The 25153-nt window shown below is 42.1% G+C and carries 19 protein-coding genes and 1 riboswitch; of the genes, 7 read left to right on the top strand and 12 right to left on the bottom strand.

The genetic code is table 11. From position 1 onward, the window contains the following. Positions 1 to 29 precede the first annotated feature (29 nt). On the bottom strand, positions 30 to 3362 hold the full coding sequence (gene mfd / locus AC1W6K_RS02165; protein ID WP_481946266.1) for a transcription-repair coupling factor: 3333 nt from the start codon (positions 3360 to 3362) through the stop codon (positions 30 to 32). A gap of 55 nt (positions 3363 to 3417) precedes the next feature. Continuing rightward, positions 3418 to 3512: riboswitch (TPP riboswitch) on the top strand. An 89-nt stretch (positions 3513 to 3601) separates the two neighbouring features. On the opposite strand from mfd, the gene AC1W6K_RS02160 reads away from it, so the two are divergent. Next, positions 3602 to 5974 carry a TonB-dependent receptor gene (locus tag AC1W6K_RS02160; RefSeq protein WP_481946265.1) on the top strand — a complete coding sequence of 791 codons (2373 nt, stop codon included), beginning with the start codon at positions 3602 to 3604 and terminating at the stop codon, positions 5972 to 5974. Between the two features lie 42 nt (positions 5975 to 6016). Here AC1W6K_RS02160 and AC1W6K_RS02155 read toward each other — a convergent pair whose 3' ends face one another. Then, complete coding sequence (locus tag AC1W6K_RS02155; protein WP_481720351.1) at positions 6017 to 6754, bottom strand: glycosyltransferase family 2 protein; 738 nt, start codon at positions 6752 to 6754, stop codon at positions 6017 to 6019. Between the two features lie 58 nt (positions 6755 to 6812). On the opposite strand from AC1W6K_RS02155, the gene AC1W6K_RS02150 reads away from it, so the two are divergent. Next, positions 6813 to 7859, top strand: a complete 1047-nt coding sequence (locus tag AC1W6K_RS02150; RefSeq protein WP_481946264.1) for a TerC/Alx family metal homeostasis membrane protein — start codon at positions 6813 to 6815, stop codon at positions 7857 to 7859. Positions 7860 to 7947: 88 nt separating this feature from the next. On the opposite strand, the gene AC1W6K_RS02145 is transcribed toward AC1W6K_RS02150, so the two are convergent. After that, positions 7948 to 8835: an AraC family transcriptional regulator gene (locus tag AC1W6K_RS02145; RefSeq protein WP_481720355.1), complete on the bottom strand. Its 888-nt coding sequence runs from the start codon at positions 8833 to 8835 to the stop codon at positions 7948 to 7950. A gap of 113 nt (positions 8836 to 8948) precedes the next feature. Here AC1W6K_RS02145 and AC1W6K_RS02140 point away from each other — a divergent pair, with 113 nt between their 5' ends. Then, positions 8949 to 9740 carry a phytanoyl-CoA dioxygenase family protein gene (locus AC1W6K_RS02140; RefSeq protein WP_481946263.1) on the top strand — a complete coding sequence of 264 codons (792 nt, stop codon included), beginning with the start codon at positions 8949 to 8951 and terminating at the stop codon, positions 9738 to 9740. Here the strand turns inward: AC1W6K_RS02140 and AC1W6K_RS02135 are convergent. Next, complete coding sequence (locus AC1W6K_RS02135) at positions 9737 to 9922, bottom strand: hypothetical protein (protein ID WP_481946262.1); 186 nt, start codon at positions 9920 to 9922, stop codon at positions 9737 to 9739. The two genes, AC1W6K_RS02140 and AC1W6K_RS02135, sit on opposite strands and share 4 nt — an antisense overlap. Then, positions 9922 to 10755, bottom strand: coding sequence for a dienelactone hydrolase family protein (locus AC1W6K_RS02130; RefSeq protein ID WP_481946261.1), 834 nt, complete (start codon positions 10753 to 10755; stop codon positions 9922 to 9924). Before AC1W6K_RS02130 ends, AC1W6K_RS02135 begins: the two co-directional genes overlap by 1 nt. 80 nt (positions 10756 to 10835) lie before the next feature. Between AC1W6K_RS02130 and AC1W6K_RS02125 the strand changes: the two genes are divergently transcribed. After that, the gene (locus tag AC1W6K_RS02125) at positions 10836 to 14204 is read left to right on the top strand and encodes a ThuA domain-containing protein (protein WP_481946260.1); all 3369 of its coding nucleotides are present in this window, start codon (positions 10836 to 10838) and stop codon (positions 14202 to 14204) included. A gap of 66 nt (positions 14205 to 14270) precedes the next feature. Here AC1W6K_RS02125 and AC1W6K_RS02120 read toward each other — a convergent pair whose 3' ends face one another. From AC1W6K_RS02120 to AC1W6K_RS02105, 4 genes are read right to left on the bottom strand one after another with little or no spacing between them, the layout of a single operon-like run. Next, entirely contained in the window at positions 14271 to 14492 is a 222-nt protein-coding gene (locus tag AC1W6K_RS02120) for a VF530 family protein (RefSeq protein ID WP_395784099.1), read from the bottom strand. Between the two features lie 3 nt (positions 14493 to 14495). Next, on the bottom strand, positions 14496 to 16355 hold the full coding sequence (locus tag AC1W6K_RS02115; RefSeq protein ID WP_481946259.1) for an ABC-F family ATP-binding cassette domain-containing protein: 1860 nt from the start codon (positions 16353 to 16355) through the stop codon (positions 14496 to 14498). Positions 16356 to 16361: 6 nt separating this feature from the next. After that, positions 16362 to 17225: a twin-arginine translocase subunit TatC gene (tatC, locus tag AC1W6K_RS02110; protein WP_481720367.1), complete on the bottom strand. Its 864-nt coding sequence runs from the start codon at positions 17223 to 17225 to the stop codon at positions 16362 to 16364. A 9-nt stretch (positions 17226 to 17234) separates the two neighbouring features. Continuing rightward, entirely contained in the window at positions 17235 to 18527 is a 1293-nt protein-coding gene (locus AC1W6K_RS02105; RefSeq protein WP_481720368.1) for a serine hydroxymethyltransferase, read from the bottom strand. A 154-nt stretch (positions 18528 to 18681) separates the two neighbouring features. On the opposite strand from AC1W6K_RS02105, the gene AC1W6K_RS02100 reads away from it, so the two are divergent. Continuing rightward, positions 18682 to 20601 carry a protein-disulfide reductase DsbD family protein gene (locus tag AC1W6K_RS02100; protein WP_481946258.1) on the top strand — a complete coding sequence of 640 codons (1920 nt, stop codon included), beginning with the start codon at positions 18682 to 18684 and terminating at the stop codon, positions 20599 to 20601. Then, on the top strand, positions 20601 to 21047 hold the full coding sequence (locus AC1W6K_RS02095) for a hypothetical protein (RefSeq protein ID WP_481946257.1): 447 nt from the start codon (positions 20601 to 20603) through the stop codon (positions 21045 to 21047). The genes AC1W6K_RS02100 and AC1W6K_RS02095 overlap by 1 nt, the downstream gene beginning before the upstream one ends. Positions 21048 to 21100: 53 nt before the next feature. Here the strand turns inward: AC1W6K_RS02095 and AC1W6K_RS02090 are convergent, their stop codons facing one another. Then, a complete protein-coding gene (locus tag AC1W6K_RS02090) occupies positions 21101 to 21349 on the bottom strand; it encodes a hypothetical protein (protein ID WP_481720371.1) in 249 nt (82 codons plus the stop codon). A 57-nt stretch (positions 21350 to 21406) separates the two neighbouring features. Beyond that, positions 21407 to 23134 (bottom strand): M3 family oligoendopeptidase, encoded by a 1728-nt coding sequence (locus tag AC1W6K_RS02085; RefSeq protein ID WP_481946256.1) that lies wholly within the window; start codon positions 23132 to 23134, stop codon positions 21407 to 21409. A 67-nt stretch (positions 23135 to 23201) separates the two neighbouring features. On the opposite strand from AC1W6K_RS02085, the gene AC1W6K_RS02080 reads away from it, so the two are divergent. After that, the gene (locus tag AC1W6K_RS02080) at positions 23202 to 24020 is read left to right on the top strand and encodes an aldo/keto reductase (RefSeq protein ID WP_481720373.1); all 819 of its coding nucleotides are present in this window, start codon (positions 23202 to 23204) and stop codon (positions 24018 to 24020) included. An 80-nt stretch (positions 24021 to 24100) separates the two neighbouring features. Here AC1W6K_RS02080 and AC1W6K_RS02075 read toward each other — a convergent pair whose 3' ends face one another. Then, the gene (locus AC1W6K_RS02075; RefSeq protein ID WP_481946255.1) at positions 24101 to 25153 is read right to left on the bottom strand and encodes a 2Fe-2S iron-sulfur cluster-binding protein; all 1053 of its coding nucleotides are present in this window, start codon (positions 25151 to 25153) and stop codon (positions 24101 to 24103) included.

The following is a 25153-nucleotide window of genomic DNA, read 5'->3' as shown; positions in this document are numbered from 1 at the left end:
GGTATGAAAATCAAACAAAATGCTCAATGCTATCCTAAAATATCCACTAAAATAGTATTTAATTCTGGGATCGTATGCACTTTATCAAGTTGTAAAATCATTTTACCTGATTTTTCCCGCAATTGACATTGTCCTTTTTTCGAGTTAACAAACTGAATAATCCGAACAACAATATCTTGTGGAATATCCGTTGAAACGAAATAAAGCTTCAACATATTGTTCTTGAATAGTATTTTTTCTACCCGAAGTGCCTGCGCTTTCCAACGGCATCGCACTAATTCGGTCATATCACGTACTTCGTTTGGCATTTGCCCAAAACGATCTTCCATTTCAAAGACAAACGTTCCCAATTCCGCTTCGTTGTCTAATTCATCCAAGCGCGTATACAAGGCTAAGCGCTCAGAAATACTTTGGACATATTCCTCTGGAATCAATACACGCAAGTCGGTTTCAATCTGACAATCTACCGTTAACGCCTCCGCAATTTGGGCCAGATCTGTTTCAAATAAGGCACGGAATTCTGTTTCTTTTAGCTCCTGAACCGCCTCATCCAAAATTTTATGGTACATGTCGTAGCCCAAATCATTGATAAATCCACTCTGTTCCGCCCCCAATAAATTACCCGCCCCACGAATATCTAAATCCCGCATCGCAACCTTGATGCCATCACCTAAATCAGTGAATTCCTCCAAAGCACTGAGGCGTTTACGTGCATCGCTTGTTAAATTTGCCAGCGATGGGGTCACTAAATAACAGTATGCTTTTTTGTTTGACCGACCTACCCGACCGCGCATTTGATGCAAATCAGATAGACCAAAATGATTGGCATTGATAATAAAAATTGTATTCGCATTGGGAATATCTAGTCCCGATTCGATGATATTGGTGGCAACAAGCACATCATAATTCCCTTCGATAAAATCCATCATGATTTTTTCTAGTTTATCCCCGTCCATTTGGCCGTGTGCTACGCCAATTTTCGCATCAGGAACTAAACGTAAAATTCGATTCGCCGCACTTTCTAGTTCATTAATTCGATTGTGAACGATAAATACTTGTCCTCCACGCGCTAATTCATCCCGAACAGCATCACGTAGAAGCTCGTCGGTCATTACCACCAACTTCGTTTCGACGGGTTGTCGGTTCGGAGGGGGAGTCGCAATAATCGATAAATCACGTGCGCCCATCAGCGAGAAATGTAGGGTCCTCGGAATAGGTGTCGCTGTCAATGTCAGCACATCCACATCCACACGCATTTCTTTCAAACGATCTTTAACCTTTACACCAAACTTTTGCTCTTCATCAATAATCATGAGGCCCAAGTTTTTGAAAACGACGTCCTTATTGACCAAACGGTGTGTACCAATTAATATATCTGTTTGGCCATTCGCGACGCGCTCTAACGTTTCCTTGATCTGTTTCGCCGATTTGAAACGATTCACATATTCTACTTTGCATGGAAATGCGGCAAGACGATCATGGAATGTCCGATAATGCTGCATTGCTAATACAGTCGTAGGCACTAAAACGGCTACTTGCTTTGAATCAGCTACTGCCTTGAAAGCTGCCCGAATCGCAATTTCAGTCTTACCAAATCCCACATCGCCACAGACCAAGCGGTCCATCGGATGCGGTTTTTCCATATCAATTTTGACATCGGCCGTCGCTTTTGCTTGATCCGGCGTGTCCTCATATAAAAAGGAAGATTCAAGTTCTGCTTGTAAATAGGTGTCACGCGAAAAGGCGAAACCTGGGGCATTTTTTCGTTTGGCATACAACGTAATCAGTTCCTTCGCAATATCCCTAACTTGCTTTTTTACCCGCGATTTTTTGTTATCCCATTCGGGCGAACCTAATTTAGACATGGTGGGAGGAGCTCCCTCTTTGCCGGAATATTTGGAAATCTTGTGTAGCGAATGAATGGACACCGACAACACATCGTCGTCGCGGTAGATCAGCCGGATGACTTCTTGTTCCCCATTCGACGTGTCGATTAAGTTCAATCCCGCAAAACGACCAATACCATAATCAACGTGTGTCACGAAATCACCCACTTGAAGTGATCGTAATTCCTTCAGCGTTAAAGCCTTACTTTTTGAAAATTTATTTTTTTCTTTTGAGCGATTAAAGCGGTCAAATAACTGATGATCTGGATAAAAAGCTACTTGCGTTTGGGTATCAATATAACCCTCTCGTAAGGATATTTGCAAGGGTTTAAATTGGATACTCGTATTAATCTCATTGAAAATCACATCCAAGCGTTCCAGTTGGCGTGGAGATTCCGAACAGATAATGTTTTGAATACCAACTGTTTGATTATCCAAAAGGGCGCCTGCTAAGCGTTCAAAATCTTTCTGAAAAGCCCCCGGATTCTTGGCCGGATAAGCAATTACTTCGGCTTGTTTTAAGTGAGATCTCTTGCCAAATTCGACACAAACATATTCCTGAAGATGTTTTTTTGTCGTCTTAACGGTCTCCCATCTTTCCTCAGGTTTATTCAATACATTGATGTCTGAGCTGCTATTCGCATCATATGCCGCTTGGCCTTTGTCGAAATACTGCTCAATGACATCCATCAAAATGGAATGATCTTTGATCCAAATTTTGGTCTTTTCAGGTAGAAAGGTAAAGAATGATTCGCGTGTCTCTTGGACCAATTTTGTTTGCACATCCGGGATGAGGTGCATGGCCGAAACCGACTGAATTGACAGTTGGGTTTCCGGATGAAATGTCCGAATGCTATCTACCTCATCTCCGAAAAAATCAATCCGGTATGGATATTCAGCCGCATATGAAAACACGTCGAGGATACCACCGCGAACGGAATATTGCCCAGCTTCATACACAAAATCTGTCCGCTCAAAGTCATATTCGTTGAGCGTTTCAGCTACGAAATTTCGGTCGATTTTATCGCCAACGCGAATGGATAATGTATTTTTAACTAAGGATTTTCGGTTGATGACTTTTTCCGTCATGGCCTCGGGATAAGAGACAATAACTAAGGTTTGGCCTGAATAATTACTGAGCACATTTAATACTTCAGCGCGCATGAGCACATTGGCATTATCGACCTCTTCCCATACATAGGGCTTTTTGTGCGACATGGGAAATAAAATGACCGCCGCGTCACCCATCAATGATTGCAAGTCATTTAAAATGTATTGTGCTTCTTCTTTTCCTTCACAAATAACAAGAAAAGGAGTTTTTTCTGGGAGAGTTGCCGCCATCAAAACCGTGTCCAATGCGCCACAAAGACCTTTAATGTGAAAAGATTGTCCTGGTTTTGCGTGTTGGATTTGTTCCGAAATGTGTTGAACAATACCGTCAGACTTGTAAATGGCAAGGAACTCTTTAACAATCATATGGATCTAAACCTTCGAATGGCTTGCAAAGGTAGAAAAATTTATATCTTTGTGCATCCACAAAAAGGGGTGCTCTGAATAAGGGCTGAGATTATACCCAATGAACCTGATGCAGGTAATGCTGCCGAAGGGATTTTGTCGAGTTTTTAGCGCTGAAAACTCAGAAAAAATCAAAATTAAGGGTTATTGTTAAATCATACGGGATTTGACTCCTTTACCTGTTGTTAAACTTTTCAAATATGAAAAAGCTAATGACATTAGTATTTTTATTTTTTACGCATGTGGTTTTTGGCCAAAAGGTCGAGGGAATCGTTTTCGATCAGGATACGAATATGCCTTTATGGGGTGCGTCCGTTTCTGTCAAGGGGAGCCAAAAGGGAAATGTAACTGATTCAAAAGGGCGGTTTCAACTAGCTTTTACGAGTTCTAGTGCAACTATTTCAGTCAGTTTTGTCGGGTATGAACCTGTGGAAGTTCCTGTGGAAAAGTCCAAGCAAATCGGCTTGAAAAAATCTAATTTCTTGCAAGACGAAGTCGTTGTTCGAGCCACCCGGGCAGATGAAAATTCAGCCATGGCCTATTCAAATGTGTCCGCAACTGAACTAGGTAAAAGTAACCTGGGTCAGGACATGCCAATGTTGCTTAATTTTACCCCTTCGGTGCTAACTACATCAGACGCAGGAGCGGGAGTTGGTTATACCGGTATCCGAATTCGGGGCTCTGATGCGACGCGTGTGAATGTGACGGTCAACGGTATTCCCATTAATGACTCGGAATCGCAAGGGACTTTCTGGGTGAATATGCCGGATTTTGCAAGTTCCGTGAATTCGGTTCAGATTCAACGTGGAGTGGGAACTTCGACGAATGGCGCGGGGGCTTTTGGGGGTTCTGTCAATATGCAAACCAATACCTTCGAGCCTAAAGCGTATGGAGAAGCGAATGCTTCCGGGGGGTCTTTTGGAACGCTAAAAACGACGCTCAAATTTGGATCGGGATTGTTAGGAGGGAAGTTTACCTTGGATGGGCGTTTGTCACGCATTGTATCGGATGGATTTATCGATCGAGCTTCATCCAATCTACTATCTGCCTATTTTTCTGCGGGGTATTTTGGCGCGAAAAGCTTCGCTCGTTTTAACTATTTTACCGGAAATGAAAAGACATATCAATCGTGGTATGGGACACCCGAAAGTAGAGTCAATGGTTCGGTAGATGAGATGAAAGCCTTTATTGACCGCAACTATTTGTCTGAATCTGATGCGACAAATTTGTTGGCTAGTGGCCGGAGATACAACTATTATACGTATGATAATCAAACAGATAATTACGCGCAGGATCATTTTCAGTTAATTACGAATCACCGATTGGACGAGGCGTGGAATTTGGATTTGAACGCGCATTACACGTATGGACGCGGATATTTTGAAGAATTTAGACCAAATGCTGATTTGCAATCGTATGGGCTTGGCGCAAAACCTATCGTAGATGTGGTACGTCGAAAATGGCTAGATAATGATTTTTATGGATCGACATTTGCGTTGAATTATGCCGGTTCGCAAAAATTCAAGTTCACTTTTGGCGGGGCCTGGAATCGATACATTGGTCGTCATTATGGTTTACTTGTTGCGCCAGTTGCTTTTGCAGGTCATGAGTGGTATCGCAGTCGATCACAAAAAACGGATTTGAATTTATATGCAAAAGCAAATTGGGATATAGCCACAGCTTGGAATGCCTACTTTGATGTACAATTCCGAACCGTGGGTTATCGCATGCTAGGAACTGCGGATAAGTTTTTGACTTTGGATTCCGACAATTCGTATTCATTTTTTAACCCCAAATTTGGCCTAACGCATCAAATTTCAGAAAAATCTAAAGTGTATGGGTCCGTTTCTGCGGGCAGCAAAGAGCCCAGTCGGCAAGATTTTGTCGACAACGCCGCCGCAGCTCCGCGTCCGGAATACTTGCAGGATTATGAGTTTGGATATGAGCGATCTGGCCTCCGGTATGGATTGCAGTTAAATGGTTATTTTATGAATTATCAGGATCAGCTCGTCTTAACCGGTGCTGTTAATTCGACCGGCGATGCAATCCGGACAAATGTGGAAAAAAGTTACCGTTTGGGTTTGGAGGCGGTACTAAATTACCAAATTTCAAAGCGTCTTGTTTGGAGTGGCAATGTGACACTGAGCCAAAACCGAATTCAGAATTTTCAAGAAAAAATGGTTGACTATGATTTGAATCAGGAGGTGGTCATCAATCATGGAAATACGGATATTGCTTATTCGCCATCGGTCATTTACGGAAGTGCGTTGACGTATACGTTGGGAGCTTTTGAAGCAAGTCTTTTACGTAAATATGTTGGAAAACAATATTTGGACAACACCTCGGATGATGCTCGTTCGCTGAAGGCTTACAGCACGCATGATATTCGCTTGAAATACACGATGAAGAAAGGACCTGCCTTTACGTTGTTATTGAATAATGTGCTGAACGAGATGTATTCTTCGAATGGGTACACCTATTCCTATCGGTATGGAGGGGCTACCACGACGGAGAATTTTTACTATCCGCAGGCGGGATTTAATTTCTTGTTAGGAGCGAGTATTCGATTCTAATCTACATAAAAAAGCCTCAGATTTATATTCTGAGGTTTTTTATTAACTCATTAAATCCCATTTCCATCCCCATTTGGCGAGTCGGTAGCGGACTGAGTACCAAAGAACACCTATTCCATAGATGGAGCTTCGTGTGAAGTTGATCGAGGAGGCCTCCTCAAAATATTTTGTGGGGCAGGTTACTTCGCCTACTTCGAATCCTTTCCAGAATACTTGTAAAATCATTTGGTTGTCAAACACAAAGTCGTCGTCACATTTCGTGAAGTTGACCGCTTGAAGCACTTCTTTTGAGAATGCGCGGTAGCCAGTATGATATTCGGATAATTTTTGGTCGATTAAGATATTTTGAAATAATGTCAAAAGCCGATTCGCAATGTATTTGTAAATAGGCATTCCTCCTTTGAGCGCTCCTTTACCTAAAATTCTAGAAGCAAAAACGACCGGATATAATCCGTTACCGATGATTGAAATCATGGCTTTCAACAACATCGGGGTATATTGGTAGTCGGGGTGCAGCATGATCACAATGTCGCCACCTAGTTCAAGTGCTTTGGTATAGCACGACTTTTGATTTCCCCCGTAACCTTTGTTTTTATCGTGGCGGATGATGTGTTTGATGCCAATTTGCCGGGCCACTTCCACGGTATTGTCTGGGCTGTAGTCGTCAACTAAAATGACTTCATCCACCCAGTCGTGCGGGATTTCGTTATATGTTTTTTCTAATGTGAGTGCTGCTTTGTAAGCAGGCATCACGACGATTACCTTTTTGCCTTCGTACATATGATATTGGTCAAAATTTGCGACCTTTGTCCCTTTGAATGCGTAAAAATACTTATTTATGAGTGAATCTCTATTTTTTCTTGTCTTTTCAGTGCTCGTGATATTGGTGATGTTAATTGACTTGGGCATCTTTAAAAAGGCGGGGGCGGCGGAAGTTACGTTTCGCGAAGCTGGATTTTGGACGGGGGCGTGGGTGTTATTAGCGCTGATGTTTTACATATTTCTGGGGTATAACGGCGCTTTGGTGCATGGGATAAAGGATTTGGCTGGTTTGCGGGCGGTCCAACAAGCCTATGCGTCGCATATTGATCTAGGTACTGGGTCATATTTTGACCAGTTGGCCATTTTCCAAGATAATTTATCGCTTGAATTTATCACTGGTTATTTAGTCGAGTATTCGTTGTCGGCCGATAACGTCTTTGTCTTTATATTAATTTTTAATTCGTTTGGGGTTCAGAAGCGGTATTACAAGAAGATATTGGTTTGGGGGATTTTGGGAGCGATTGTGTTGCGGCTTGTATTTATCTTTTTGGGGGCAGCCTTGCTACAGAAATTTGATTGGATCATTTATTTGTTTGGGGCATTTTTGGTTTACACGGGTGTGAAGATATTATTTACGAAAGAGCATGAGGAGGAGATTGACGTGGCTGATCATCCAGTTGTCAAATTACTTTCAAAGTATTTTAATGTATACAAGCGAAATGTGATTGGGCACTTTTTTGTACGTATGAAAAATACGGGGAAGATTTTTATAACGCCAATTTTTGTGGTGGTTGTGGTCATTTCATTTACTGATATTTTGTTTGCGGTGGATTCTATTCCAGCGATTTTCTCTATTTCAAAAGATCCGTACATTGTATTCTTTAGCAATGTTTTTGCGGTCATGGGGCTGCGCTCTCTTTTCTTTTTCCTATCAAGTTTGATGGGCTTGTTTCGCTTTCTGCCGATGGGCTTGGGGGTGTTGCTCAGTTTCGTCGGATTGAAGATGATTGGTCACCATTATTTGGAACAATGGGGTTTTGGAACCCTAGCATCTTTGGGCGTAATCCTAGGAATATTGACTGCTAGTATCGGGTTGAGCCTTTTATTCCCGGCGAAAAAATAATCAGTTTTTTATCAGTTTTTTTCTAGGTTGTACTGTCCTAAAATGTGATTTTTGGTAACGCTGCCGGGGTCTTCAACCCCGGCAGCGTTTACCCCACCTGCCATTCGCGAACTAATTTCCGATACTGCAGCGGTGTTTCGTTCATGTAAAGCTTAAACTGTTTATTGAAATGTGATAGGTTCCCAAAACCACTTTCAAAGCAGATTTCAGCCATGCTCAACTGGCTACTTCGTAATAATTCACAGGCATGTTTGATGCGAAATTCAGTCACCATTTCCACAAAAGTCTTCTTCGTCACCTTCTTAAAATAACGGCAAAAGGCCGTTTCAGTCATATTAGCTAAATGTGCCACTTCATCTAAATGAACCTCCTGGGTATAATTTGCAATGACATACGCATATACGCGATTGATTCGCGCCAGATCCACTGCTGATAATGCATAACTGGAGTCGTTAACCTCAATAACCTGAGCATCCGACCCTGCCTGACTCAACTGATGCAAGATGTTTAAAAAGGCAAGCATTCTTGGGAATAGCGTCAAATCCCCCAATTGCATTAGCTCCCGCGCCACGCGATCTTGCGTTGGCCCTTGAATTGACAAGCCGCCACGCGCTTTTTCAAATAGCTGTCGGAGCGCCGCACATTCTGGTTTTTGGAGGAAATCGCCGCCCAAAAAGTCTTTTCTAAAATGTACAACTAATGCTTGTGCTGCCTGTGGGGTTTCTTCGGTTGCCAACCAGTCTTTGCGGTGGTTTTGCCAACAATGCGGCACATTTTCACCGAGCAGTACTAAGTCGCCAGGCCCAAAATCTGTAATTTGATTCCCTACAAAGCGCTTGCCAGTCCCTGCAATAATTAATGTTAGTTCAAATTCGGGATGAAAATGATAGGGTGCGTCAAAGCGTTCTTGAATAACTTCTTTCAGTTGGATGGAGCTTCCCGTAGGTTCTCCTAAATGCTCTAAACTCGCCTTCATTGTTTTATCAAATTACCTGCCTCGCCCTAAAATGCATAAGGTTCAGGTAAAATTGCATTATTATTGGCAAATTTTTAGGTAGTCTTTACCATAAAATTTCTCAAATTTTGAGAATGCTTTCAAATCCATACAAACTCAATGCCAATCAAATTGCTGAATTCCAGCAAAACGGCCACATTTATTTACCCAATATTCTTAGCCAAGAAACGCTTGAGCCCTATCGAAGTGCCATTCGTAATTGGGCTGCAGATTTTCAAGCGAAGCAAAAACCCATCGCAGAACGTGATACTTATGGTAAGGCTTTTTTGCAAATGATGAATTTATGGGAAGAAGATGATAAGATTAAAGAATTTGTTTTGGCGAAAAGGTTTGGGCAGATTGCTGCTGATTTGTTAGGCGTTAACCAAGTACGTTTATATCATGATCAAGCGCTATTCAAAGAACCCGGAGGCGGACTGACCCCTTGGCACCAAGACCAATATTACTGGCCCATGCAAACCCCCAAAACGGTGACCATGTGGATGCCTTTTGTCGATATTGACGTAGACATGGGGATGTTGACTTTCGCTTCGGGCACTCAAAAGGCTGAATTGCCTCCAATGCCCATTTCCGATGAATCCGAAGCCATGATTGCGCAATATGTTCAAGATCAGCAATTTCCAATCGCTGCTCAAAAAACGATGCAAGCTGGTGATGCGACTTTTCACATGGGCTGGACCTTGCATGCCGCACCGGGGAACGCATCTCAAACTATGCGCGAAGTCATGACTGTCATATTTATGGATGCGGATGCGGTCGTGATGGAACCTAAAAATGCCAACCAGGAAGCAGATCGCTTGCGCTGGTTATCCGGTTATGCACCTGGCCAAAAAGCTGATTCGCCTTTAAATCCTGTGATCAATTAACTAGGTAGCGGCGGGCATTTACACTTTTTCTTGCGTTTTAAAAACGAGAAAAAGCCTTTTTTCTTTTGGTAAACTTTAGGTTTCGCTATCGAATAATGCGTGGATACGACAACCGCAGCTTCCGATTCATAAAACGAACCGAGCACCAGTGCACCTACCCACAAGACGATCACTTTTTTCATTAGTTCAAACGCGCTTTAAAGTAATTGGTCGCTAATTTCCAGGCCTCCTCAGTCGCCGCCTTATCGTAAGCCGGGTTTGAGGGATTCGCAAATGCATGTTCTGCATCAAACGATTTAATTTGAATCCCCTTACCCGCTAATTTCATATTTGCTTCAAACTCAGCCACTACAGCAGTTGAAATGAATTTTTCCCGTCCAGCAAATAAGCCCAATACATCCGTGTTCAATGTTTTTAATTGCTCCACATCCTTAACTGGCATGCCATAATACATGACACAAGCCGTAGCTTGGGATCCCGCTAAGATGGATGCTTTCAATGAAAGTGCCCCGCCAAAACACCAGCCCACGGTGGCAATTTTTGCTTTGGGTCCCGCGTAGGCGATGGCGCCTTTAATGATGCTTTCTAAGCGTAAGGGATTTGCGCCGCCCATATATTTACCCGCTTCTTCGCGTGTCGTGGCCACTTTTCCATCGTACATATCAATCGCCAACACATTGACATTGCCCAAATCAGTATAGAAATGTTCCGCTTCGCGCTTGATGTGGTCATTTAATCCCCACCATTCTTGAAAAACAAATAAGGTATAATTGGTTGGTTTTGCGGCCTTTATGAAGAAGGCATTGGCCCGTTGGCCATCCGGCGTCGCAAACGTAATCATCGCTCCCCCAGCTTGACTAACATGCTGGTATGGTTTTGGTAATTTGTGTGAGCGTATGAAGGCTTTGTTGGACGCCATTAATTGCATTTCATCTTTAGTGACAAAGCAGCAGGACTGGCCGAAGGTGAATGTGCTAACAAATAGAAATGCAAATACTGTAAATAATTTGCTCATGGTAGAAATATTTGAGGAAATTTATAAATAAAATTCGCATTTAGGCTAACTTGCACGACCTATTGTTAAAATTATCAACTATGAAAAAGAATTTGTTCGGCTTAGGCCGAGTAGTGTTTGCTATCTTTGTTAGCATCATATCAATCTCAACTGCTTTCGCTCAGGAGGCAAATCCATTGAAAGGTCAAAAAGTATTGGTCTTTTCACTCACTAAAGGTTTCCGACACAGTTCCATTAAGCCGGGTCAAATTGCCTTATTTAAAATGGCCAAAGAAAAAGGCTTTTCTGTTGACACAACTGAAAATCCTGCCGTATTCACCGAGAAAAACTTAAAAAACTACCGGGTGGTTGTTTTCATGAGCACAACGGGAAATGTATTAAACGAGCAACAGCAAAATGCATTTGAGCGGTACATTCAAGCGGGTGGAGCCTATTTTGGTGTACATGCAGCGACAGATACCGAATACGATTGGCCTTGGTATAACAAATTAGCTGGTGGCCAGTTCGCTTCGCACCCAGGGCGCCCAAATGTCCAAAAAGGAACATTTACAGCGGTTGACCAATCCCATATATCAACCAAACACATGCCTACGACGTTTGATCGTACGGATGAATTCTACGATTTTAAGAACTTCAACAAAGACGTTAAGGTATTAATTACTTTGGACGAGAAGACGTATAAGGATGGCAAAATGGGTGATTATCATCCAATGGCCTGGTACCATGAGTTCGATGGGGGACGTTCATTTTACACCAACTGGGGTCATACGCATGAAACATTTGATGAGCCTTTAGTTCTTCAGCATATTTGGGGTGGCTTGCAATGGGCTGCTTCAGGTCCTGCCATTAACTTCAATAAGCCTTTGCGCACGGGTCCTCTTCCTGAGGATAACCGTTTTACGAAAACGATTTTAGATAAAAATTTGGATGAGCCTACGGAGTTGGCTTTAACAGATGGTGGAAAAATTTTCTACGGAGAAAGAAAAGGTAAGTTAAAAATGTATGACCCTAAGAAGGGGAAAGTGAAAGTTGTAGCTGATTTGAACGTATTTTCTAAGTTCGAGTACGGTTTGATGGGCGTCAATATTGACCCTAACTACAACAAAAATCACTGGATTTATTTATTCTATTCGCCCCAAACAGGCCAGCCTGATACAGCTCAGCACCTTTCGCGATTCGTTTATGATGATGTGAAAGATACCTTAGTGATGGATAGCGAAAAAGTACTTTTACGCGTTCCTGTCAAGCGTGACGGTTGCTGCCACACGGGCGGTTCAATCGCTTGGGATAAATCAGGTAACTTATATTTATCTACCGGTGATGATACCAATCCATTTGATTCGAATGGATACGGACCAATCGATAATCGTGACAAGCGTTCTGGTTGGGATGCACGCGCAACCTCTTCAAACACGAATGATTTACGTGGTAAGATCTTACGGATTAAACCGACAGATGATGGAAAATATACAATTCCAGAGGGTAATTTATTTCCTAAAGGAGTTTACCATGTTAAACCTGAAATTTATGTGATGGGTAATCGTAATCCTTATCGGATTGCGGTAGACCAGCATACCGGATTCTTGTATTGGGGTGAAGTAGGTCCAGACGCTGGAGAAGATTCGCCAAAGTATGGTTCAAAAGGACATGATGAAGTGAATCAGGCTCGTGAGGCCGGATATTTCGGATGGCCTTTATTTGTGGCGGATAACCGTCCGTATAATCAACGGGATTTCAATAAAGATTCAACGTGGGCAAAGTTCAATCCCAATGCCCCTGTAAATGATTCACCTTTTAATACAGGTTTTGCTCATTTGCCAAAAGCACAAAAGGCATTTATCTATTATCCATATGGTGATTCTCCGGAATTTCCAGTAATGGGGAAAGGGTCTCGTAATGCGATGGCGGCTGGTGTTTACCACCTCGGAGATTATCCAAAAGATTCAAAAGTAAAATTGCCAGCTTATTACGATGGTAAATTGTTCGCATATGATTGGTCGCGGGATTTAATTTATACGGTTAGTATGAAGGAAAATGGCGATTTCTTAAGTATGGAGCGGTTCTTACCTAACATGGGCTTTATACACCCGATGGATTTTGCCTTCTCCAAAGAAGGAGCTATTTATGGATTGGAATATGGACCTAACTGGTTTGCGCAAAATGAGGAAGCTGTTTTATTCAAATTGGAATATAACGCAGGAAATCGTACCCCTAAGGTAGTTGCGACAGCAAGTAAAAAAGAAGGTGCCGCACCAATGCAAGTGAAGTTCTCTTCTGAAGGAACGATGGATTACGACAAGGATCCGATCACGTATAGTTGGAATTTTGGGAATGGCCAAACAAGTACAGCAGCAAACCCTTCCTATACATTTACCAAAGCAGGCGTGTACAGTGTAGTTTTGAAGGTTAAGGACAACAAAGGCAATTCAAATACAGCTTCCGTTCTTGTTAAAGTTGGGAATGATGTACCGAAAGTGGATGTACAAATCGATGGTAATAAGACCTTCTATTGGAATGATAAATCAGTGAATTATCAAGTATCGGTAGAAGATAAGGAAGATGGAACTTTGGCTGCAAGTAAAATTGCGGAGGAAGATGTTATCTTGAACATCAACTATTTAGAGGGATATGACCGGACAATTATCGAGCAAGGCCACAAGAGCAATACGACTTTCTCTAACGGAAAACGTTTAATTGATTTGTCGGATTGTAAGACCTGTCACGCGGTTGAGAAGAAGTCAATCGGGCCAGCTTACAAAGAAGTTGCTAAAAAATATCGGGCAAGCGCTCAAAACATCGATGAGCTTTCGAAGAAGATTATCAACGGTGGCGGTGGTGTTTGGGGCGAGCAAGTAATGGCCGCTCACCCTCAAGTTTCCAAAGCTGATGCGCGCGAAATGGTGGTTTATATTTTGGGCCTATCGGATAAGAAGAAAGCAACGCAGCCTGTTAAAGGTTCGTATGTTACTTCTGATAAGGGTAAGCCAGGAACATTTATTTTCTCTGCTTCATATACAGATAAAGGAAATGGTAAAATGACTCCTGCAACAGGCCAAAAAGTAGTCACGTTGCGCGATGCGAAAGTAGCGGCTGGCTCTTATGATGGTAATGCGAAAACGATGAAAACGAAGGTGGATGGTGTAGGTGAAATTGTGGTGGCTCTTGGCGATCAAGGATACGCATCTTTCAATCAGATCGATTTGACTGGTATTAAAAATATCAAAGCTTCCGCATTTGTTATGGCTGGCCAAACAGCTGGAGGAAAACTTGAGTTGTACTTAGGTAGCCCAACGGGGAAACTCGTAAGCAGTGTGGATATTCAAAAAATGGGTCAAGCAACGATGCCAGTTTCCGTAACAGGGGTTAATGATCTGTACTTTGTATTTGTTAATCCAAGTGCTGGAGAGAAACCGCTTTATGCATTAAAAGATTTCTTCTTTGAGAACTAGAGTTTGAGTAGCCTCAGGTTAAAACCTGGGGATATAAACGAAAGAGGCCCCAAACGGGGCCTCTTTTTATTTCGGGGGATGCTCATCCATTCGACTCGCCTTGATGTACAAGTTCTCTACTTTCTTTCGCGCCCAATCTGTTTTTCGCAAAAAGGTTAAGCTCGAATTGACACTCGGCTCATGAGCGAAACAATTGATACGAATGCGACTAGCCAGGCCTTCCCAACCGTATTTGTCCACCAAATATTCGATAATAAATTTAAGTGTTTTGCCTTCTAAAGGATCCATCGTTTATGCTCTTTCGGATAGTTCTAACCAGCGTAATTCTTTTTCTTCTAAGGTGTTCTTCAATATGTCAATTTCTTTTGCCCAGTCGGCCAACACCTGGAAATCACCTGAGCCGCTATTTAATTTTTCAATCAATGCGTCTTTTTCAGATTCTAATTTAGCCATCTCTTTTTCCAAATCCTCAAACTCTTTTTGCTCCTTAAAGCTCAATTTGGCACCTTTTTGAACCGAGAGTACCTCTTTTTCCTTTACTTGAACTTTTGGGGCAGGTGCGGGTTCATTTTCTTTATTCTCTAGCGCAATCCGGTAATCGGTGTAATTGCCATTAAAGAAGTTTACTTCACCTTCGCCCTCCACCAGGATTAATTGATCTACCAAATTATCCATGAAATAACGGTCGTGCGAAACAAGCAATAAACAGCCTTGGAACTCACTTAAAAAGTCTTCTAATAACTGAAGTGTGTCTAAGTCCAAATCGTTTGTGGGCTCATCCAGAATCAAGAAATTCGGATTCTTCACCAATACCTGCATCAATTGCAAACGCTTCTTTTCCCCACCGGATAATTTAGAAACCGGCGTGTATTGTTGGGCCGTTGGAAACAAAAACTTACTCAAAAACTGACTCGGAGATAAAGACTCATTCTTACCATATGGAATCACCTCGGCAATTTCCGTAATGGTATCAATGACGCGTTGTTCGGGTTTGAATTCAAAAGGCAATTGGGTGTAATAACCAATCACTAAAGTCTCCCCGGGATCAATGGTTCCTGAATCCGGTTGCTCTAATCCGGTCAATAATTGCAAGAAGGTCGTTTTGCCTGCTCCATTTTTGCCTACGATACCAATGCGGTCTTTTTTCTTAAACGTATAGGTGAAATCATTGACGATTTTCTTCTCACCCCATGCCTTTTTCAGGTGGTTGATTTCAATGATTTTATTGCCCAAGCGTGACATTTGAATATTCAATTCTAACTTGCTGTCATCCACTTTCCGATGCGCCATTTCCTCTGTTTCAGAGAAGGCATCGATTCGGGATTGTGATTTGGTGCCACGCGCTTTCGGTTGGCGACGCATCCATTCCAATTCCTTTCGATACAGGTTTTTGGCTTTCGAAACCGTACTTGCTTCTGACGCCTCACGCTCTGCTTTTTTCTCAAGGAAATACCCGTAATTCCCTTCGTAGGTGTATATCGACCCGAGGGCCAATTCCATCATTTTATTACAAACTTTGTCTAAGAAATAACGATCGTGAGAGACAACTAAAACGGTGACATTGGGACCGGATAAAATCCCTTCCAACCATTCAATGGTTTCAATATCCAAGTGGTTGGTCGGCTCATCCAAAATCATAATGTCTGGACTTTCGATCAATAACTTAGCTAAAGAAAGGCGTTTTTTTTGCCCCCCTGAAAGCGTGGAGACTTGTTGGTCCCCATCCGGAATTCCTAAACGCGTAATAATTTGTTTGGCTCTAGCTTCGTAATCCCAAGCGTTATTCGTTTCCATTAAAGCAAACGAATCTGTTAACTCTTGTGGATCGCCGGATATCATTGCCTTTTCATAGGCCTTGATCGCTACGGCACTTGGTAAATCATCGGTGAACAAATAATTTAAGACGCGTTCATTCTCCGCAAAAACGGGGTTTTGGGGTAAATATCCTACACGTATTCCTTTACGAATCGTGATTTTACCTTCATCGGGGGATTGCATTCCCATGATGGATTCCATCAAAGTGGTTTTTCCCGTTCCATTTTTCCCGATTAGCGCTACTTTTTCGCCCTTCTGTAAGCCAAAAAATAGGTTTTTAAACACCCAGCGTTCGCCAAGATTTCGCGAAATGTTTTCCGCCGATAGATAATTCATAAGGTATTAGTCGTTTGCTTCTGCAGCCTCCTCACGCATTTTTCTGCGTAATACTCGGCCCGAAACGATGATGCTGATCTCGTACAATCCGAAAAGAGGAAAGGCGACCAACAATTGGGAAATCACATCAGGGGATGGCGTGATAATCGCTGCCAACAATAATATAACAATCAAGGCATGCTTGCGGTATTCGCGCATGAATGAAGGTGTCAAAATACCCACTTGCGATAATACGAATGCAATCATAGGTAATTGGAAGGTTAATCCACAGGCCAGCGTCAACATAGACAATAACGAGATGTAATCGTTAATATCGAATTGATTTTGAATCGAAGGATCTAACTTAAACGTAGCCAAAAAATTAATGGCCATCGGTGCTACCAAGAAGTATCCGAAAGAAACACCGATAAAAAACAACAGAGAAACCCAAAATACCGCTCCACGGGCAGCTTTTTGTTCTTTTTCTTTAAGACCTGGACGAATGAAACGCCATACTTCATAAAAAGCATAAGGAAACGCAAACATCAAGCCAACAATAATTGACTGGGTAAGCGCCATCATGAATTGGCCTGAAACCTCCCGGCTCTGAAGAATAAAATCTGCTTGTTTCAAGCAAAGACTCGTCCATCCAGTCATTTCTGCCAATCGGCATAATACTTGGTTTGTCCAAAAATCAACCTTAGTCGGCCCCATGATGATAATTCCGAAAATTTCATTCCGAAAAATCCAAGCTGCTATGGTAAAAATTAGGATAGAAGCCATGGACCGAATGATGTGCCAACGCAACTCTTCTAAGTGATCTAAAAAAGACATTTCCGTCCCGTCCTTATCCTCATCTACTTCATCGTCCCAATCTTGATCTAACGCCATTTTTGTTTATTATAGATACAATGGGAATTGCTTTACCCATTCATTTACTTCTCCTTTTATTGATTTTAATACCGCCTCATTGTCGTTGTTCATCAAAGCCTTATCCACCATCTCAACAATCTGTGACATGTCAGATTCTTTCAAACCACGCGTTGTCATCGCTGCTGTACCCACACGCATACCTGAAGTGACAAATGGAGATTTGTCATCGAATGGTACCATGTTTTTGTTAATGGTAATGTCGGCTTGAATCAAGGTGTTTTCGGCTAATTTGCCGCTTAAGCCTTTTGGCCGTAAGTCGATGAGCATTAAGTGGTTATCTGTTCCTCCTGAAATAATATCATAACCTTTCGCTAAGAAAGCCTTTGCCATTGCTTGCGCGTTCGACTGGACTTGCTTTGCGTAGGTTTCAAATGTAGGGGATAGTGCTTCTCTGAATGCGATTGCTTTTGCTGCAATTACGTGCTCCAAGGGTCCTCCTTGTGTTCCTGGGAATACGGCTGCATCGAGGCAGGCCGACATCATTTTTAGTTCGCCTTTCATGGTTTTAAAACCGAAAGGGTTTTCAAAATCGTTCCCCATCATGATCAAACCACCACGAGGCCCACGCAAAGTTTTGTGGGTTGTTGTTGTAATGATGTGGCAATGTTGCACAGGGTTATTTAACAATCCTTTGGCAATTAAAGCGGATGGATGTGAAATGTCGGCTAATAAAATAGCTCCTATTTTGTCTGCAATCGCACGCAAGCGAACATAATCCCAATCACGAGAATATGCAGATGCGCCACAAATAACTAATCTTGGTTTTTCTTTCAAAGCGATTGCTTCTACTTTATCCCAGTCGATCAAGCCTGTTTCTTTTTCTACGCCGTAGAAAAAAGCTTGAAAGTATTTTCCGGAGAAATTCACAGGCGAACCGTGTGAAAGGTGACCGCCATGTGCTAAATCAAACCCTAAAATTTTATCTCCTGGATTTAAAAAAGAAAGAAAAACAGCTGCATTCGCTTGCGCTCCTGAGTGCGGTTGCACGTTGGCCCACGTAGCGCCAAACAATTTCTTTGCCCGCTCAATGGCTAAAATTTCTACTTCGTCAACGACCTCACAGCCTCCATAATAACGCTTTCCTGGTAGTCCTTCGGCGTATTTATTTGTCAAAACGCTTCCTTGTGCTTCCATCACCTGTGGCGATGTGAAATTCTCGGATGCGATTAACTCAATACCAAATTCTTGTCGGTGAGCTTCTTGATCAATAAGTTTAAAAATTTCGGTGTCTCGTTGGGTTGGGAATGTGCTAGCAGCCATGAATTAATGTAGTTCTTGAATACGTAATTTAAGGATGTAAAAATAAGTTTTTTTATCTGAATAGAAAAACGATTGTGCTGGAACTATCGCGACAAATATCACGTTTGTATCCAAGTAAAAAAGCGTATTTTTGCAGGCAATAATTTTTCCAAAAATGAAATTAAAATTTTTAGCACTGTTCCTGTTGTTTTCGGTTCAGCTTTTCGGTCAAAAAATTACTCCAGCGAAATGGTCTTGGACCTTATCTCCTGCGCAACCTACTTCGGGTCAAGAAGCAGAATTAATTTTTAAGGTATCTATTGATAAAGGTTGGTATTTGTATTCATCTGATTTTGATAAGGATTTAGGTCCAGTTGTTACGACGGTTACGTTAAAACCTGGCTTGGGTGTTGAGTCCATTGGTCCGTTAAAAGCGATTAATCCACATAGCAAGGAGGATAAAGAAATTTGGGGAGGAACGTACACCTATTTCACGGAGCAAGGTGAATTTCGTCAGAAGATTAAAATCACTTCTGATAATTGGGTGATTGACGGGGTATATGATTCCCAAACATGTTCAAATGAAAGTGGCCTCTGTGTTCCAATAAAGGGTAATTTCAAGATTTCAGCTACGGAGGACTCAAAAAAAAAAGCCTCTAATGTAGCTGGAGGTGGTTTGATTGAGTTCTTTTTCGTGGCGTTGGGTGCAGGATTACTAGCCCTTTTGACGCCTTGTGTGTATCCATTGATTCCGATGACCGTGAGTTTCTTCACCAAGAAACAAGGTGGAAAGCGTCTTGCTTTCTTATACGGTTTATTCATCGTTTTGATTTACGTGTTTTTTGGGACGATACTCGCCTTCTTTGCGGGGGCTAGTTTTGCGAACTTTTTGAGTACGCACTGGATTCCTAATCTACTTTTCTTTGTGATATTTATCTTTTTTGGAATTTCCTTTTTGGGAGCTTTTGAAATTGTCTTGCCTTCGGGTTTGGTGAATTCAGTCGATGCCAAATCCGACAAAGGAGGTTTGATGGGCGTGTTTTTTATGGCCTTTACACTCGTTTTGGTATCATTTTCGTGTACAGGCCCCTTAGCGGGATCCATTCTGATTGCAGCTTCTCAGGGGGTTTTCTTAAAGCCAATTATTGGGATGTTGGGTTTCTCCTTGGCCTTTGCGATTCCGTTTACGATGTTTGCGATCTTCCCTGGTTTTATGAAATCGCTTCCTAAATCTGGGAATTGGATGAATGAGGTAAAAGTGGTTTTGGGTTTCTTGGAAATCGCATTGGCGTTTAAGTTTTTAAGTGTGGCTGATCAGGTGTACCATTGGCATTTATTGGATCGGGAGATTTTCTTGGCGATTTGGATTGCGATTTTCGGAGCCTTGACTTTGTATTTATTTGGCAAAATTTCTTTGCCACACGATGGGCCTGCGAAAAACTTGTCGGTGCCACGCACCTTATTCGCCACAACTGTACTAGCCTTTGTGATTTATTTGATTCCAGGTATGTTTGGCGCGCCTTTGAAAGGATTATCGGGGTGGTTGCCTCCGTTGAGTTCGCAGGACTTTAAAGGATCTGAAGCATCTGTTACTGCCCCTGTAAAAACAGATCAAGGCCAAAAGAAATATGCTGATTTTCTCACGTTACCATTGGGCTTACAAGGATTTTTTGATTTTGAAGAGGCAAAAGCCTATGCGTTGAAAGTGAATAAACCTTTGTTTATCGATTTCACTGGCCATGGTTGTGTGAATTGTCGGAAAATGGAAGAGAATGTGTGGTCGGACCCGCAAGTACTAAAGCGCTTGCAAGAACAATACGTCGTGGTCGCGTTGTATTGCGATGATAAGACGGAATTGCCGGCAGATCAGTGGTACACATCTAAGGTCGATGGTCAAGAAAAAAAGACCTTGGGCGATCAAAATCTTGACTTTCAAATTGCCCGTTTTAATTCAAATGCTCAGCCACATTACGTATTGTTGGATCCACGAAATGATGCAGCCCCAATGGTGAAGCCGGTGGCATTTGATGCCAATATTGCCCATTTTATTTCCTTTCTGGATCAAGGGGTGTCGGTCTATAATGGTGCCAAATAATGCAGTGGGGAGCCTATTTTGCGGTCATGGCCGCTTCGTCGATTAAATTTGTTGCTGGACCTTTGACTGGTTTTGGGTTGGGTTTATCCATGCTCGAGACCATTATTTGCACCTGGGTGGGGATGATGTTTACGGTAACGGTCATGTTGACGATAGGCCGTTTTCTAGTTCAACAAATTTCCCGGATTCGTATTCAAAAACCAAAATTATTTTCTGGGCGCGTTCGTTATGCGGTAAGTATTTGGCAGCGATTCGGAATTAAAGGCATCGCAGTGATGACCCCGTTATTATTTACCCCTATTGGTGGCAGTTTACTCGCCTTGTCTTTTAAAGTTCCTACGCCACGCGTATTGTTTTTTATGGCGATTTCAGGAATATTTTGGTCGGTGATTTTTACGGTCCTTTTTTATCAGTTGACATTCATCCGAGACCTATTGATTCAGTAGGGCATAAAAAAAGCCGGTCATCGACCGGCCTCCTTCTTAAGCTATATTGGTAATTAATTTCCTTTTGAAATTTCTTTTCCTTGAAATAGTTTTTCACGAATGGCATTTGCGCGTACTTCTAATTCCGGCTTGGCTGTATATGTGTTTTTCGACTGCGCAGCGGCTGAATCTGGATGAATTCCGTAAACATACTTATCATCTTTGCGAACGTCTTTTTGTTTGATTGTATTATTTTTTTGATAATCACATGCAATAGCAGTTACAGCTAGGGCAATAATCGGAAGTAAATTTTTTAATTTCATTGTTCTTATTGACAAAATTACGATGCAAAAGTAAGGCCAAAAATTGGTTTAAAAAAATTAGCTTTCTTCTAATTGTTGAATTTTTTGCGCTAAGAAGTCCATCAATTCTTGGATGTAAGCTTGGCTGAAATTGAACTCAATTCCTGCCGTGGCGTAAATTTCTTTAATTGGTTTGGTATAGCCCAAACTCAATGCATTCAAATATTTATCCAATGCCTGCGTTGGATTTTGGCAGTAATTACGCCAAACCGCTAGCGCTCCCAATTGCGCAATGGCATATTCAATGTAGTAAAATGGTACCTCAAATAAGTGCAATTGTTTTTGCCAAAGTTTCGTTTTGACTTCTTCGTGCTCACTCCAGTCCGTTATACTATCTGAAAACTGTCCATAAATACGGTTCCAAGCTTGCGCACGTTCCGCTGGGGAATGACTCGGATTTTCATAGATCCAATGCTGGAATGCATCAATCGTTGCTACCCAAGGCAAGGTGTCCAATATGTCCTCCAAATGCTTGATTTTTGCTCTTTTAGCTGCTTGGGGATCTGTAAAATAGGTGTCCCAATAATCCATCGTTATTAATTCCATGCTCATGGAAGCCAGCTCAGCAACTTCCGACGGGAAATTTCGGAAGGCGTTTAAGGCTAAATCTTTCGTTAAAATCGAATGAACCGCGTGCCCGCCTTCATGTAGGAGCGTAACCATATCTCGTACCTGACCAGCCGCATTCATGAAAATGAATGGGAAACCACTTTCCTCTAAAGGGTAATTATATCCACCTGGGTTTTTCCCTTTGCGTGAGCCTAAATCAAATCTGTCTAATTTGACCATTTCTTTCAAACAATTACCTAAAAATGGATCCATCTGATCGAATACCTCAATTGTTTTTAGTAGCAATTCCTCGCCCGTTTCAAACGGTTTCAAGGGTTCCCGTCCGAGAACATCTACGGCCTTGTCCCAAGGTTTTAACGCCGTAACACCAAGTACACTTTTGCGTTTTTCAGCTTGACGGTTGATCATAGGAACCACCGTTTTGGCAACCGCAGAATGAAATTCAAAGCAGTCTGCTGGGGTATAATCAAAGCGCCCTAGGCTAGCAAATGCATAATCGCGGTAATTTGCGAAGCCTGCGTTTAGAGCAAGTTGATGGCGTTTGCCAACTAATTGATCAAATAAATCATCGAGTTTTTCTTGAATAGCTAATCGTGCTCCAGATACTTTTTCGTAAACCTCTTTTCGTTTTTCGCGGTCATTTGATTCTAAATAGGCGTTGGCTTGTTGGAGCGTTTTTTCTACCCCATCTATCTCCACCATTAAGCCACCTGTGGCCGCACCATATTGCGTTTGTAAATTTTGCAATTCAGTAAACAGAGGGATATTTTCCTCGCGGAATATTTCGATCGACTTTTTCAAGCCACGCAACATAATCGAATAGCCTGCTTGTGGAAGTTCAGCGGCAAATGGACTTTGCATCACTTTATTATTCCAGGCGTCCTCGAAGACCGAGGCATTTGGCATAATTTCATTGACAAACTGCTGATAGCTATGCTGGTGCGCCTCATTTTGATTATCGCACGACATCTTAATATACCGCCACGCAAAGTTTTCAGAAAGGTAGCTTTCCAATTCAGAACGGTTCTGGCAAAATTCGATTAAATCTTCTAGGGAGTTGATTTTCGTTTCGCTGAGTTTTTCAAAATAAGGTAAAACACTTTCCCACGAACTTAATGTGAAGTCGGCTGCTAAGAATTTACGTGTGATTTTTTGTGGTCTTACTACTCGGTTCATCAGCTGTTTTTTTTGTAAAAATACATCAATTTTAGCTAGCTTTAATGTCGAAATTAAACTAGATCTAATGTTGCAAATTCCAAATGTTCGATTGAATTCAGGTTATTTTATGCCTCAGCTGGGTTTGGGGGTGTATGCGCCGGGCCAACAAAACGAAGTTGGGCAATCGGTTCGAGAAGCGCTTGATCTTGGGATTCGCTTAATTGATGCAGCTTCTATATATGGGAATGAATTGGAAGTTGGGCAAGCAATATCGTCCACTTCCGTTGCACGCGAAGAATTGTTTATTACGAGTAAGGTGTGGATGGATGACATGGGATATGATTCAACCATGCGTGCGTTTGAAAAGTCGTTGCATGATTTGTCTTTGGAATATATCGATTTGTATTTAATTCATTGGCCTAAGGAAGATAAGCGCAAGGAAACGTGGAAGGCGTTGGAATCCTTGCATGAACAAGCTGTCATCAAGTCCATCGGTGTTTCTAATTATTACCAAAAAAACTTGTCGGAGCTTTTGAACTATGCCCATATTTGTCCGGCAGTGAATCAAATTGAGTTAAGTCCGTTTTGTTACTTACCTGATGAATTAGCGTTCTGCCAATCGCAGGGTATTCAAGTTGAAGGATATGCGCCGGTCGTGCGTGGTTTCAAAAAAGAGCATCCCGTTTTAGTCGAAATCGCACGTAAATGGGCCAAAACTACCTATCAGATATTGATTCGTTGGAATATTGAAATGGGCGCGGTGACGATTCCAAAATCCATTCATCGGGATCGCATGATTGAAAATGTAACGGTATTTGATTTTGCGTTGGATGAAGATGACCTGACTCGATTAGCTTCTTTGTATGACAATACGCGGGTGGCTTGGGATCCCCGAGATTTCTAATTCCCCCCTACCTTTGGCAAACCTTGGAGGATTGCCAAAGGTAAGTGGAAAAAGTGATTTTCAAGCCCGAAAAACTGATATTAATCTAGATCAATCACCACCCCATCACTCGTCGGATGTGCCACGCACGTAAGAATATATCCTTTTTGAATTTCACCTGCCGTCAGTCCATCTTCCTCATCCATCACCACAGATCCAGACTTACACAAGCCCATACAAGCCGTGCACATTCCCGCCTGACACGAATACGGGATATCTAAATCTGCCTCAAGCGCTGCCTCCAATATCGTCTCATGTGGTTGCACCATCACGGCATGTGATTTCCCCTCATAGATTAAGGTAATCTCACGGGCCACTGAATTATCTTCGATCGACGTATCTGCAGAAGGAGCTGCACTAAATAATTCCTTGTGAATCTGGTCGGCAGGGACATCAAAAATCCCCAATGCCGCCTGCACATCATCCATCATACCCACGGGTCCACATAGAAAATAATGCGCTTTGGCAATGTCTAAGCCAAATTCTTGTTTCAAATAATACACCGTAGACGCCTGATTGATCCGACCTTTCAAGCCTGGCCAGGAAGCAGATGGCTTACTGATCACGTGCAATACCTGCAAGCGATCCGCAAATGATGCTTCTAATGCGTCCAACTGCTTTTTGAAGATGATTTGGTCTTCATAGCGCGACCCATAAATAACCCGAATTTTTGATTTGGATTCTCCGTGCAAAACAGATTTAATCATGGACATAAGCGGTGTGATGCCCGAGCCAGCGCCCACAAACACATAGGTTTTAGCTTGATTCGCATCAGCTTCTAACACGAAATTCCCCATCGGAGCAATAACCTCAATCGCATCGCCCACATTAATGTGGTCACATAAAAAATTGGAAACCACTCCACCCGAAATACGCTTCACCGTAATTGCTGGTGACATATCGGTTTTAGGAGAAGAAGAAAGTGAATAGCTACGGCGCGGTTTTTCCCCCGCGATAGTTGGGATCAAGGTTAAAAATTGACCCGATATATACGACAAAGTCTCATGTATTGGATGCCAAAAATGGATGGTTTTCGTGTCCGAGGTCTCCTCCGTGATTTCTTTAACTGTCAAATGTAAAAAACGTAAACTCAT

This window comes from Aquirufa sp., assembly GCF_964796385.1.
This window is presented reverse-complemented; position numbering and strand designations above follow the sequence as displayed.